7 protein-coding genes are annotated in these 13,837 nt (G+C 72.3%); 2 read left to right on the top strand and 5 right to left on the bottom strand.

The window, feature by feature from the left end:
* Positions 1-4: 4 nt before the first annotated feature.
* On the bottom strand, positions 5-1,513 hold the full coding sequence (locus ABD932_RS12185) for a family 43 glycosylhydrolase (RefSeq protein ID WP_425587451.1): 1,509 nt from the start codon (positions 1,511-1,513) through the stop codon (positions 5-7).
* A gap of 240 nt (positions 1,514-1,753) precedes the next feature.
* Between ABD932_RS12185 and ABD932_RS12180 the strand changes: the two genes are divergently transcribed.
* Complete coding sequence (locus ABD932_RS12180; protein ID WP_345011662.1) at positions 1,754-3,757, top strand: flavin monoamine oxidase family protein; 2,004 nt, start codon at positions 1,754-1,756, stop codon at positions 3,755-3,757.
* A 166-nt stretch (positions 3,758-3,923) separates the two neighbouring features.
* On the opposite strand, the gene ABD932_RS12170 is transcribed toward ABD932_RS12180, so the two are convergent.
* From ABD932_RS12170 to ABD932_RS12155, 4 genes are all read right to left on the bottom strand, one after another.
* Positions 3,924-6,623, bottom strand: a complete 2,700-nt coding sequence (locus ABD932_RS12170; protein WP_345011660.1) for a SpoIIE family protein phosphatase — start codon at positions 6,621-6,623, stop codon at positions 3,924-3,926.
* 65 nt (positions 6,624-6,688) lie between these two features.
* Positions 6,689-7,834, bottom strand: coding sequence for a PP2C family protein-serine/threonine phosphatase (locus ABD932_RS12165; RefSeq protein WP_345011658.1), 1,146 nt, complete (start codon positions 7,832-7,834; stop codon positions 6,689-6,691).
* 124 nt (positions 7,835-7,958) lie between these two features.
* On the bottom strand, positions 7,959-8,723 hold the full coding sequence (locus tag ABD932_RS12160; protein ID WP_345011655.1) for an IclR family transcriptional regulator: 765 nt from the start codon (positions 8,721-8,723) through the stop codon (positions 7,959-7,961).
* 79 nt (positions 8,724-8,802) lie between these two features.
* Positions 8,803-10,884, bottom strand: coding sequence for a SpoIIE family protein phosphatase (locus ABD932_RS12155; RefSeq protein WP_345011653.1), 2,082 nt, complete (start codon positions 10,882-10,884; stop codon positions 8,803-8,805).
* A 444-nt stretch (positions 10,885-11,328) separates the two neighbouring features.
* On the opposite strand from ABD932_RS12155, the gene ABD932_RS12150 reads away from it, so the two are divergent.
* Positions 11,329-13,833 (top strand): SpoIIE family protein phosphatase, encoded by a 2,505-nt coding sequence (locus ABD932_RS12150; RefSeq protein WP_345011651.1) that lies wholly within the window; start codon positions 11,329-11,331, stop codon positions 13,831-13,833.
* The last annotated feature ends 4 nt before the right edge of the window (positions 13,834-13,837 follow it).

Genomic DNA, 13,837 nt, shown 5'->3' with positions numbered 1-13,837 from the left:
GGGATCAGGTCGTGGGCACGAGGCGCCACTGCTGGCAGTTGTTGTTCAGCCACGTCCACTGCCGTACGTCGGTGCCGTTCGTGGTGCCGCAGTCGGCGACGTCGGCGACCTTGCCGGTGGACTCGTTGACGATCCGGACGTAGTCGCCGGAGGCCGTGAACACCAGGCGGTAGCGCTGGCACTTGTTGTTGAGCCACGACCACTGCCGGATGTCGGCGCCGTCGGAGGCGGAGCAGTCGGCGACGTCCATCACCTTGCCGGTGGCGACGTTGACCAGGCGGTTGGTGTCGTCGCCGAGGTCCTCGACCTTCCACTTCTGGTTGGTCCCGCCGGTGCAGGTCCACTGGAAGATGTTCGTGCCGTCGGCGCTGTTGCCGCCGTTCACGTCCAGGCACTTGCCGCTGTTGCGGTTGACGAGGGTGTACGCCGTGGGGGTCGTCGCCGTCTCGCCGGACGGGCCGGGAAGGGTGGTGCCGAGGGCGACCGGCGTACCGAAGTTCGGGGTGCCGTCGGCGTTCCAGGTGAACTTCTGGGCGCGGGTGGTGCGACCGTTGCCGCAGCCGCCGTTCGACGCGGAGTTGGCGTGGTAGACGATCCAGTTCTCGGTTCCGTCGGGCGAGGTGAAGAAGCCGTTGTGGCCGGGGCCGTACACGCTGCCCGCGTCACTGCGCTGGAAGACCGGCGTCTGCTTCTTGGTCCACGAGGCGGGGCTGAGCGGATCGGAGCCGGTCAGCTCCAGCTGGCCGAGCTTGTAGTCGGCGGTCTGGCAGGAGCTCGCGGAGTACGTCAGGAAGGTGCGGCCGCCCCGGTACAGCGGCTCGGGGCCCTCGTTGACGGGGTTGCCGGAGCGTTCCCAGTCCAGGGTCGGGCTGGAGATGATGGTGAAGGTGTTGCTCGCGAGGGTGTACGGGTTGCTCATCGGCGCGATGACCAGGCTCTGTGTACTGCCGTTGATGAACCCGCTGCCGACCAGGTACAGCTTGTTGTTCGCCTGCAGCACGCTCGCGTCGATCAGCCAGCCGCCCGGCGTGAGGTTCGACCCGGTGAGCGAACCCTTGTAGGTGTACGGCCCCATCGGGTCGGTTCCGGCGCTCTCCAGCACATGCGTGCGCTGCGAGTCGCAGCAGGCGACGCCGCTCTGGCCGGCCGAGTAGTACACGTACCAGCGGCCGTTGAGGAGGTGCATCTCCGGCGCCCAGAAGTTGGTGTTGCGCGTGGACGTGGTGTCCGCATACACCTGCACGTTGGGCGCGGTGGCGAGACCCGCGAGCGTCGGCGACTTGCGGATGCCGAGGACGCCGGTGAACGTCGTGGTGATCAGGTAGTAGTTGCCGTCGTGGTACTGCAGCCACGGGTCGGCGCCCTTGAACGACTTCAGCGGATTCGTGTACAGGCGGCCCTCCGCCGCGGACGCCGGCTGCGTGGTCGCCACCAGGGCCAGCAGCGCGGTGAGCACGCAGAGGATCAGTGATCTGCGGCGTTTCCTGAGCGACGGGTGAGACATCCGGGGCATACGAGACCGTCCCTGTCCGCAATTCTGTCCGAGATTTCGAACGGAGTTCGTGATTCCGATCGTGACTGGGTCAGAAGATAAAAGTGGGACATGTCTCCGTCAATGGTTTCGTCATACGTGCTTTACAAACCCGCGTGCGGACGCACGCCCGGCGCGGGTGTGCGATGGTGCGCTTGCCCGTTCAGGTGATCAACCGACGGATGGCTCCCGGAGTCCCAACTGCCCCCGTATCCAGGGCATATGGAAAATCACCGCGCGTCTGACGGCCCGACTTCCCTCTCCCGGCGGAAATTCGCGACCGCGTCCGCCACGACGGCCGCGGCCCTCGCCGCGTTAACTCCCGTGCCGGCGGTTGCCGCACCCGCGGCGCCCGCCGCCCCCCACCGACCGAAGTCCACCGCAGACTGGGACACCTGCCTGGCCGTCGCCCGTGCCCTGCTGGTGGTCGACGAGCACGACCGGCCCCTCGTGCCGCAGTACCGCAAGATCCTCGACTCCGGGCTGCCGCGCACGGCGACGAGGACCGCGAGAAAGATCCTCGTCGTCGGCGCCGGACCGGCCGGCCTGGTCGCCGCCTGGCTGCTGAAGCGGGCCGGGCACCACGTCACTCTCGTCGAGGCCAACGGCAACCGCGTCGGCGGCCGTATCAAGACCTTCCGCACCGGCGGGCACGAGCACGCCGCGCAGGCGTTCGCCGACCCCGCGCAGTACGCGGAGGCCGGCGCCATGCGCATCCCCGGCAGCCATCCGCTGGTGATGCGGCTGGTCGACCAACTCGGCGTGAAACGCCGCCGGTTCCACCTCGTCGACGTCGACGGCGAGGGCAAGCCCGTCAACAACGCCTGGCTGCACGTCAACGGCGTCCGCGTGCGCCGCTCCGAGTACGCGAAGGCACCCCGCAGGATCAACCGCTCCTTCGGCGTCCCGCGCGAGCACTGGGACACACCCTCCGGCACCATCCTGCGCCGCGCCCTCGACCCGGTACGCGACGAGTTCAGCACCGTCGGCCCGGACGGCAAACGCGTCGACAAGCCGATGCCCGAGCGGGTCAAGGGGTGGGCGCGGGTCGTGCAGAAGTACGGCGACTGGTCGATGTACCGCTTCCTGACCGAGGAGGCGGGCTTCGACGAGCGGACCGTCGACCTGATCGGCACCCTGGAGAACCTCACCTCACGGCTGCCGCTCTCCTTCATCCACAGCTTCATCAGCCAGTCGCTGATCAGCCCGGACACCGAGTTCTGGGAGCTGGTCGGCGGCACGGCGACCCTCCCGGACGCGCTGCTGAAGGAGGTCGCCGACGTCCTGCGCCTCGACCGGCGGGCCACGCACATCGAGTACTGGGCCCCCGGCCGGCCCGGTGCCGACGACACCTCCCACGTCGGCGCCAAGGGCCCGCACGTATGGATCGACACCGTCTCCGAGGGCCGCGACGGCAAGGTCGTGCGCGAGGAGTTCACCGGCGACCTCGCGATCGTCACGGTGCCGTTCTCGGGACTCAGGCAGGTGCAGGTCAGCCCGCTGATGTCGTACAGGAAGCGGCGTGCGGTGGCCGAGCTGCACTACGACAGCGCGACCAAGGTGCTGCTCGAATTCGGCCTGCGCTGGTGGGAGTTCACCGAGGCCGACTGGAAGCGCGAACTCGACGCCGTACGTCCCGGCCTCTACGACGACTACCGCAAGGGCAAGGCGCCCGCCGACGGCAGCCTCCTCGGCGCCCACCCGTCCGTCCCGGACGGCCACATCAGCGACGCCCAGCGCGTGCACTACGCCGCCAACCGTTGGGGCACCCGCGACCAGCCCGAGGCGGCGCACATCATCGGCGGCGGCTCGGTCTCCGACAACTCCAACCGGTTCATGATCAACCCCTCGCACCCGATCGAGGGCAGCAAGGGCGGCGTCGTCCTCGCCTCCTACAGCTGGGCCGACGACGCCTCCCGCTGGGACTCCCTCGACGAGGACGCCCGTTACCCGCACGCGCTGCGGGGCCTGCAACAGGTCTACGGCCAGCGCGTCGAGGTGTTCTACACCGGGGCCGGGCGCACCCAGAGCTGGCTGCGCGACCCGTACGCGTACGGGGAGGCGTCCGTGCTTCTCCCCGGCCAGCACACGGAACTGCTCGAAGCGATCCGCACCCCCGAGGGCCCGCTGTACTTCGCCGGGGACCACACGTCGGTGAAGCCGTCGTGGATCGAGGGTGCGCTCGAGTCGGGCGTGCGGGCGGCGCTGGAGGCGCACGGGGACTGAGCCCCCGTGCAGCTGGGCGGCGTCCGCCTCCGCCCTGGCCCGTACCGCGTCGGCCGGATCCCATCCCCGGCGCGGTACGGAGGCCGGCAGCAGGCGGGTGTGCGGGTCCTGGGGCGCGCCCGGCACCTGGTCCGTCGGGCCCTGCTCGACCACCGTGCCGCGCCAATCACAGCGCGGCCGGTCCGCTCTCCGCGCTCCCCGCCAGCGGCTGTTCCGTCCAGATCACCTTGCCGTGCGCCGAGTACCGCGTGCCCCAGCGCTCGGCGAACTGGGCCACCAGGAACAGCCCCCGGCCGCCCTCGTCGGTCGTCGCCGCGCTGCGCAGATGCGGAGCGGTGCTGCTGCCGTCGGAGACCTCGCAGATCAGGGCGCGATCGCGGATCAGGCGGACGCGGATGGGGCCGGTGGCGTGGCGCAGGGCGTTGGTGACCAGCTCGCTGAGGATCAGCTCGGTCGTGAACGCCTCCTCCGCCAGCCCCCACTCGTCCAGCGTCCGCGTGGCCGCCGCCCGGACCCGGGCCACCGCGGCGTGGTCGTCCGGGACGTCCCAGGCCGCCGTGCGGTCGGGGCTGAGCATCCGCGTCCGGGAGACGACGAGGGCGACGTCGTCGCGCGGGCGCTCCGGCAGCAGGGCCTCCAGGACCGCCTTGCAGGTCTCCTCCGGTGTGCGGCCGTGCGTCGGCGGCGCCGCGGCCAGTGCCCCGCGCAGCAGCTCCAGCCCCTCGTCGATGTCCCGCGCCTGGTGCTCGACCAGCCCGTCCGTGTACAGGACCAGCCCGCTGCCCTCGGCGAGCCGCAGCTCGGTCGCCTCGAAGGGCAGGCTGCCGCTCAGGCCCAGCGGCGGCCCGCCCGGGACGCTGGGGAACTCGACCACGCCGTCGGGGTGGACGAGGGCCGGTTCGAGGTGGCCGGCGCGGGAGAGGGTGCACAGCCCGGTGGACGGGTCGTACACGGCGTACAGGCACGTCGCTCCGGTGACCGGCGCGATCTCTCCGTCGCCGCCCTCGTCCTGGTCGATGCGGGCGACCAACTCGTCCAGATGGCCGAGGAGTTCGTCGGGCGGGAGGTCCAGGGTGGAGAAGTTGTGGACCGCCGTACGCAGCCGCCCCATCGTGGCCGCCGCGTGCAGGCCGTGCCCCACGACGTCCCCCACGACCAGCGCCACCCGCGCCCCCGGCAGCGGGATGACGTCGAACCAGTCCCCGCCGACGCCGCCCTGGGCCGCGTGCGCGGGCAGATAGCGGTAGGCGACGTCGAGGGCGCTCTGCTCCGGCAGGGCCCGGGGCAGCAGGCTGCGCTGGAGGGTGTCCGCCAGGGTGTGCTCGCGGGTGTAGCGGCGGGCGTTGTCGATGCTGACGGCGGCGCGCGCCACCAGTTCCTCGGCGAGGGAGACGTCGTCCGGCTCGAAGGGCTCGGGGCGGTCGGCGCGCCAGAAGGTGGCCATGCCCATGATGACGCCGCGGGCGCGCAGCGGGACCGTGAGCATCGTGTGGATCCCGAAGTCGACGATCCTGCGGGCGTTGTCGGGATCCAGGTCCTGCCAGCCGGAGAAGGCGGGCATGTCCGCCTCCAGCACGGTCCTGCCCGTGCCGAAGCCGAAGGCCTGGGGTGTGGCCGGGGCGAAGTGGATCAGCTCCCCGATCGGGAAGAGCGGGCTGCCCTCCCGCACACCGCGGAAAGCGACCCGGCGCATGTCGGTGCGGCCCTGCTTCGGCTCCCCGCCGCGCAGCACCGGATCCGCGAGATCGACGGAGACGAAGTCGGCGAACCGCGGCACCGCGAAGTCGGCCAGCTCCTGCGAGGTGCGCGTGACGTCGAGGGTGGTGCCGATCTCCAGCCCCGCGTCGTACAGCAGCTTCAGCCGCTCCTGTGCCACGTCCGCCCTGCCGGTCATGGTCCGCAGCTCGGTGGTGTCCCGCAGCGTCGCCACACTGCCGGGCGGTCCGCCGTCCCGGTCGGTCGAGCGCTGGCTGACGGCGAGCAGCCGGCCCTGCGTGAGGTGCACCTCGTCGGTGGCGTCCCGGCCGGAGGCGAACAGCCGGGCGAGGTCGCTGCCGATGCCCAGGGCAAGACAGGGCCGCCCCTCCGCGTCCGGGGTCAGCCCGAGCAGCCGGCGCGCCTCGTCGTTCGCGAGCGCCAGGCGCCGCTTGCCGTCCAGGATCAGCACGCCCTCCCGTACGGCGTGCAGAACGGCGTCGTGATGCTCGTACATCCGGGTCATCTCGGCGGGCCCCAGCCCGTGCGTCTGCCGCAGCAGCCGTCGGCTGACCAGCGCGGTCCCGGCGGTGGCGAGGACGAGCGCGACGGCCGCCGCGCCGAGCAGCATCGGCAGCTGGTTGTCCACGACGCCGCCCACGCTGGCCAGCGTCACCCCGGCGGCCACCAGGCCTACGACGCTGCCGTCGCCGTCGGTCACGGGGACCACGGCCCGCACGGACGGCCCCAGGGTTCCGGTGTACGTCTCCCGTACGATCCCGCCCGCCGCGGCCGGGGCGATGGTGCCGACGAAGTGCTGGCCGATCCGGTCGGGGTTGGGGTGGGTGTAGCGGATCCCGCCCTTGGTCATCACGACGATGAAGTCCACCTCGGTCGCCCTGCGGGCCGCCTCCGCACGCGGCTGGAGCAGTGCGGTCGGGTCCGGGTCCGCCAGGGCCTCGACGACACCGGGCGCGTTCGCGAACGCCTCGGCCACGGCGAGGGAGCGGTTGCGGGCCTCCCGCTCGGTATCGGTGCGGACCTGCAGCACCAGGGCCACCACCGCGGCGACGACGAGGAGCGCGACGATCGCCGCCTGCAGCACGAAGACCTGCCGGGCGACGGTACGCGCGCTCAACAGCGAGCGCAGGCGGCCGAGGAATCCGGCCATGCCTCTTTTTTAACACCGTTGGGTGGGGGTGGGCAGGGTTACGGGGGCAGGTTCGGATCGGGCGGTCAGCCGATCTGGGGTGAGTACGAGTCCATGTGGTGGGACTCGGTCGGTGCGTGGGGGACGGGGGCTTCGGGGGCGGTCGGCTTGTGGAGGAGGAGCAGGGCCGCGTCGTCGTGGAGGCGGCCGCCCACGTGGGCCAGCAGTTCGTCGTGGAGGGCGGTGACGGTGTGGGACGGCTCGTCGGAGGTGTGCCGGGCCAGGCCGTCGGCGAGCGGGTAGAACTCGCGGGCGTGGTTGCGGGCCTCGGTGACGCCGTCGGTGTACAGCAGCAGCTGGTCGCCGTCGGCGAAGGGCAGCACCTGCAGCGTGGGCGTCTCGCCCGAGAGCGTGCGCAGCCCGAGGGGCGGCGCCGGACGGTCCGGGTCGACCGGGACGACGGCGGAGTCGCGCACCAGCAGCGGCGGCGCGTGGCCGCAGTTGACCACCTCCAGTTGCCCTTCCCGCGGGTACCCGGCGACCACGGCGGTGACGAAGTCGTCGCTGCCCAGGTTGCGCGCCAGGCTCCGCTCGATCCGCGCGACGACGGCGAGGAGGTCGGGTTCGTCGTAGGCGGCCTCACGGAAGACCCCGACCACGAGGGCGGCCGTCCCCACGGCGGGCAGCCCCTTGCCGCGCACGTCGCCGACGATCATCCGCACCCCGTACGGCGTCGACACGAGCGCGTAGAGGTCGCCGCCGATCCGGGCCTCCGCCGCGGCGGCGCTGTAGCGCACGGCCACCCGGAACGGCCCGACCGTCGCCGGTATGGGCTGCAGCAGCGCGTGCTGGGCGGCCTCGGCGACGGAGCGGACCGCCGCCAGCACCCGCTCGCGCCGCCCGCGCAGCGCGCTGGCCAGGCATCCCGCCAGGGTGACGGCCAGCAGCGCGGCCAGGACGACCGCCAGCTGGTCGTCAGGAGCGTCGTCACGGATGCCGAGGACCGCGCCCACGGCCGCGCCCAGCAGCCCCACACACAGGACCCCGCGCGGCCCGTTGGTCGTCGCGGCGAGCGCCGGTCCCGTGGCGAGCAGCGGCAGCCAGGTCATCCCGGAGCCGCCGAGGAGGTCCACGAGCACGACGGCGGAGACCATCACGATGGGCAGAAGGGGCAGAGCGGCGACCAATCGCCTCGGCCAGTGATCGTGACCATGGTGCGGGGCCTGACTCATGTCTCGTCCGCTGTCCTCACCTGTGCGGGGGATCCTGCACCCGGGGTGGGGGTGCATGAACCCATGAAATGTCCGTTTCGTCTAGGAAACGGGTTCGACCCCGGACGGGACAAGGCGCGGGATTTCAGATAGTGAGCGACAGCCCTCTGGTCACACGGCTCGCGGTCGGGATCAGCCGCGCCCTGACCTCCTCCAGCCGGGAGAGCCGGTCCTTGCGCAGCGAGACGCCGAGCGAGCCGAGCGTGGTGCCGCTGTAGACGGGCACCGCGACACAGACCGTGCCGAGGGAGTACTCCTCCATGTCCGTGACGGCCGGCGCCATGGGCGAGGAGTCGATCCGCCGGATCAGCTCCGGAGCATCGGTGATCGTCCTGGGCGTGAGGTCGGAGAGGGAGTGCCGGGACAGGTACTCCTTGCGCGCCTCGGTGTCCAGCTCGCGCAGCACCGACTTGCCGAGCGCCGTGGCGTGCCCGGCGTCCTCGAACCCCACCCAGAGATCGACCCGGGGAGCGCGCGGCCCGTCGACGATCTCGGCGACCCGGATCTCCCCCTCCTCGTAGAAGGTGAGATAGGCCGCGGTCCCCAGCTCGTCCCGCAGCGCGGCGAGCGTGGGCCGGATCCGGCTGAGCAGCGCCTGCGTACGGCCCGCCGTGTGCAGCGTCTGGAGCCGCTCGCCCAGGATGAACCCGCCGTCGGCGAGCTTGCGCACGTATCCGTCGTGGACCAGCGTGCGCAGCAAGTGGTACGCCGTGGCCAGGGGCAGGCCCGTCTCCCGGGCCAGCTGCTTGGCCGGCGCGCCGTTCTCGTGCGCACTCACCGCCTCCAGCAGGCGGAACGCGCGCTGGACGGAGCTGATGAGCGTAGGGCCAGGGCCGCTGTCAGCACCCATAGGAACAGGGTGCTCCGGGCGCGGCGAGGGAGCAACCGCCGGGCGTGGTGAGTGTGCGACTCGGGTGGGGAGTATGCGCCTAGAGAACCCGCGCGACGAGCAGCGCGACGTCGTCGTGGTCGTCGGGATGGCGCAGGCCGTACAGCAGGAGGTCGCAGATCTCCTCCAGGGGGCGGCTGGGTTCGTCGAGGAAGCCGAGGAGGACGTTCAGACGGTCGTCGATGGGGTGGAGGCGGGTCTCGACGAGGCCGTCGGTGTAGAGGACCAGCAGATCCCCGGGGCCGAGGGCGACGGTGGTGCTCCCGAAGGGGATGCCGCCGACGCCGAGCGGGGCTCCGGCGGGCAGCTCGAGCAGCTCGGGCGGGTGGCCGGGGCGGGACAGCGCGGGCGGCATGTGTCCGGCGTTGGCGATCTGGCACCGCCTGGTGCGGGGGTCGTACGCGGCGTAGAGGCAGGTGACGATGTAGTGCTCCAGATCGCAGGTGATCTTGTCGAGGTGCTGGAGCACGGCGCCGGGTTCGAGGTCGAGGTCCGCGTAGGCGCAGGTGGCCGTGCGCAGCCGCCCCATGGTGGCGGCGGCGTCGATGCCGTTGCCCATGACGTCGCCGACGACCAGGGCGGTCCTGTCGTCGGCCAGCGGGAGGACGTCGTACCAGTCACCGCCGACCTCACTGGTGGCCTGGGCGGGCTGATAGCGGGAGGCGAGCTCCAGGCCGGTGTGGTGCGGGGCGTGGTCGGGCAGCAGGCTGCGCTGCAGGGTGAGGGCGGTGTTGCGCACGCTCTGGAACCAGCGGGCGTTGTCGATGGCCACGGCGGCACGGCTGGCCAGCTCGCTCGCCAGGACCACGTCGTCCTGGTCGAACGGCACCGGGTTGCGGGTCCGCTTCAGATCCAGGGCGCCGAGCACCTCGCCGTGGGCGATCAACGGCACCGCGAGATACGAGTGGACGCCGGCCCGCGCCAGCAGGGAGGTGGCCTCGTCGTCCCGGGCGATGCGCCGCAGATCGTGCTCGCCGACATGACGCACCAGCACCGGCCGGGCGGTGTGCACGCACAGGGTCACCAGGCGGTCGCCGTCGTAGGCGGCGAGGTCACCGGGCGGGTCGGCGGCGCGCAGGGCCACGCTGGGGTAGGCCGCCTTCAGGGCGAGGGCGCGGAACAGCTCCGGGCCGTTGTCCGGCCTGCGCATACGGCGGCAGGCCAGGGCGGAGTCCAGGACGTCCACGGCGACCACGTCGGCCAGCTCGGGGGCGGCGATCTCGGCCAGCTCGCGGGCGGTCTGCTCCACCTCCAGCGTGGTGCCGACGCGGGTGGAGGCGTCGGCGACGAGGGCGAGCCGTCGCCGGGCCCGGTCGGCCTCGGCGGCCGCGCGGTGCCGCTCGGTGACGTCGACGAACGAGATGGCCGCGCCCAGGACCCGCCCGCCGGAGTCGTCCAGCCGGTAGAACGACAGCGACCAGGCGTGCTCGTGGTCGGGGTCGGCCGGCGGTCGGCCCACGTGGTACTGGTCCAGCAGCGGGGTGCCGGTGGTGAGCACCTGGCGCAGGGCGGACTCGATGGTGTCGATGTCGGGCAGCGGCAGGGTCTCCCGCAGCCGACGGCCGATGTGCTCCTCGGCCGGGGTGGCGTCGATGCGCTCCAGTGCCGGGTTGACCAGCAGATAGTGCAGGTCGGGATCGAGGAGGGCGATACCGATCGGGGACTGGTTGATCAGCCGCTCGCACAGCGCCAGGTCGGTCTCGACCCGCTGGAGCAGGGAGTGGTCGGCCGCGATGCCCAGCGCGTAGACGTCGCCGAGATCGTCCAGCAGCCGCATGTTGCGGAACTCCGTCAGCCGGGTGCTGCCGTCCTTGTGCCGCACCGGGAAGGCGCCGGCCCAGCTGCGGCCGGTCTCCAGCACCTCGGCGAACAGCTTCGCCACGGCCGGCAGGTGCTCGGGCTGGATGAACAGCCGCGCCGCGTACGTGCCGAGCGCCTCCTCGGAGGTGTAACCGAAGAGGTCCTCGGCCTGCGGCGTCCAGAACACGATGCGCCCGGCGGCGTCGACGACCACCGCGGCCACGCTCAGCACGTCCAGGAGGCCGGTCGGACGGGGCGGCGGGCCGTACCCGCCACCGTCGGGTTCGTAGGACTCGGATTCGGATTCGGATTCGGCTGTCATCCCAGCTCCTCCGCCACAGACCGGCACACCCTGCCGCCCCGCCCACACCCGGGTACCACGACAACGCCGACCGGGCACCTCCATGCTCCCTCCGCTACTGCGCCTTGCCCAGTCAGGGTGGGGCGGGGGCTTGGGGGCGGGGGCGGAGCCGTCAGTCGGCGCTGCTCAGGGGCGGGGCGCCCCGTTTGCGGAAGGTTGGTCTCGACGCGTTCGGCGTGATCCCCGGCGTCGGTGGCGTCGCCATGGGGCCGAGGACTGTGTGTAGACCACGGCTGCCTCCACCCGCGCGCAGACCGGAGCCCCCCGCCCCCACCCCTCGCCCAGCCCACGCGCGCAGCCCCGTCCTCCGGGCGGGACAGTGGTCGTCGGCCCGTGCACATCGGGCGGACTAGCAGGAACATGGTCGTGTACGGGACGGGACCCATGGACGCTGCGTGAGGACCCATGGATGCACCGCGAGAAGAACCGGACGCGCTCACGTCCGAAGGACCGCGCGCGCTCTTCGACGCGTCCTCCGACGCGGCGGCGGTGGTGTCCGGTCACGGCGTGGTGCTCGGCTGGACCAAGGCCGCCGAGGAACTGCTCGGCCACCCCGCGTCGGAGATCGTCGGCGGTCCGGCCGCGCGCCTGCTGGCGATGCCCGGCGATCCGGTGCGGGTGGCCGGTGTCGCGGAGCGCTGCCGTGCCGGCATGGGGTGGAGCGGCCTCATCCCCCTACGGCACCGCGGCGGCCGCCGTATCGAGGCGGACCTGCGCGTCTCCGCGTCCTTCCGGATCGGCGCGGACGAGTGCTTCCTGATCTCCGCACGCGAGCAGCGCCAGCACTGGACGGTGGACCAGTCCGTCCTCGACGGCTTCCTGACCCGCTCGCCGGTAGGCATGGCCATGATGGACACGCAGCTGCGCTACGTCTGGCTGAACGACACCCTGGAGCGCTTCGGCGGAGTGCCCCGCGAGCAGCGCCTCGGCCGGCGGCTGAGCGAGCTGCTGCCCGGGCTGCAGGCGGAGACCATCGAGGGCCTGATGCGCAAGGTCATCGACACCGGAGTCCCGGTCACCGACTACGAGTACGTCGGCTGGAGCTGGGCCGATCCGCACCGCCAGCACGCCTACTCCACGTCCTTCTTCCCGCTGGTGGACCCCGACAACTCGATCACCGGCGTCTGCTACATGGTCCTGGACGTCACCGAGCGGTGGAACGCCCGCCAGCTGCTCGCGCTGGTCAACGAGGCCGGCACCCGGATCGGCACGACGCTGGACGTGCTGCGCACCGCCCAGGAGCTCGCCGACTTCGCCGTCCCACGCTTCGCGGACTTCGTCGTCGTGGACCTGCTGGAGCCCGTTCTCAGCACCGAGGGGCACGGAGCGTGGCTCACCGACGCGGGACCCGCCCCCGTCAAGCCGGTGATGCGCCGGGCCGGCCTGAGCTCGGTGCGCGAGGGCGCCCCCGAGGCCGTGGCGCAGGTCGGGGACCGGGTGGACTTCGTGCCCCCGCCGCACGACGCGCATCTGCTCATCGACGGCGAGCCGATCCTCATCCCGGTCCTCGACCCGTCCGACGAGCTGTGGGCCACCGAACAGCCCGAGCGGGCGGCCAGCATGCGCGAGTTCGGCCTGCACTCCCTGATCTCCGTGCCGATGCGGGCCCGGAACACCGTCCTCGGCCTCACCACATTCGTACGGTCGCTCAACCCCGTGTCGTTCCAGCCCGACGACGTCCTGGTCGCGCGCGAGCTGGTGGCCCGAGCGGCGCTGTGCGTCGACAACGCCCGCCGCTACACCCGGGAACACACGGCGGCGGTCACCCTGCAGCGCAGTCTGCTGCCCCAGGCCCTGACGGGCGGTACGGCGCTGGAGGTGGCCTCCTCCTATCTCCCGGCGGACGCGACGGGCGGGGTCGGCGGCGACTGGTTCGACGTGATCCCGCTGTCCGGCGCCCGGGTGGGCCTCGTCGTCGGCGACGTCGTCGGCCACGGCATCACGGCGGCCGCGACCATGGGCCGGTTGCGCACCGCCGTGCAGACCCTCGCCGACATGGAGATGCCGCCCGACGAACTGCTGGCGCACCTCGACGACCTGGTGCTCCGCCTCAGCGAGGAACAGCCCGACGAAGCGGTGACCGGGACGGCCGACGAAGCGGTGGCCGGGGCGGCCGAGGCGGCCCACCGGAGCACGACCGCCTTCCTCGGCGCGACCTGTCTGTACGCCGTCTACGACCCGGTGACCCGGCGCTGCACGATGGCCCGCGCCGGACACCCGCCCCCGGTCGTCATCACCCCCGACGGGCAGGTCTCCTTCCCCGAGCCCCCTGCCGGGCCGCCGCTCGGCCTGGGCGGGATGGCGTTCGAGGCCGCCGAGATCGAGCTCGCCGAGAACAGCCTGTTCGGCCTCTACACCAACGGCCTCGTGGAGGCGGCCGACGGCGACGTGGAACGGGGCATGTCCCGGCTCGGCGATCTGCTCTCCCGCCCCGAACTCGACCTCGGCGCACTGTGCTCGTCCGCGGTCGGGCAGCTGGTGCCCGTGCCGCAGCCCGACGACATCGCCCTGCTCCTGACGCGCACCCGCGCCCTGGGCGCCGAGCACGTCGCCTCGTGGGAGGTGCCCGTGGACCCGGCCGCCGTCGCCGACGTCCGGGCCCGGGCGACCCGCCAGGTGGAGGCCTGGGGCTTCGAGGAACTGGCCATGACGACGGAGCTGATCGTGAGCGAGCTGGTCACCAACGCGATCCGCTACGCCGAACCCCCCATTCGCCTACGGCTGCTCCGCGACTCCCGGCTGACCTGCGAGGTCGCCGACGGCAGCAGCACCGCGCCACGGCTGCGCCACGCCCGCAGCATGGACGAGGGCGGCCGCGGCCTGTTCCTGGTGGCGCAGCTCGCCCATCGCTGGGGCGCCCGCTACACGGCCGACGGAAAGATCATCTGGGCCGAGCAGGAGATCCCGTAGGGAT

Origin of the sequence: Streptomyces shaanxiensis, assembly GCF_039537145.1 — a bacterium.
GTDB lineage: Bacteria > Actinomycetota > Actinomycetes > Streptomycetales > Streptomycetaceae > Streptomyces > Streptomyces shaanxiensis.
This window is presented reverse-complemented; position numbering and strand designations above follow the sequence as displayed.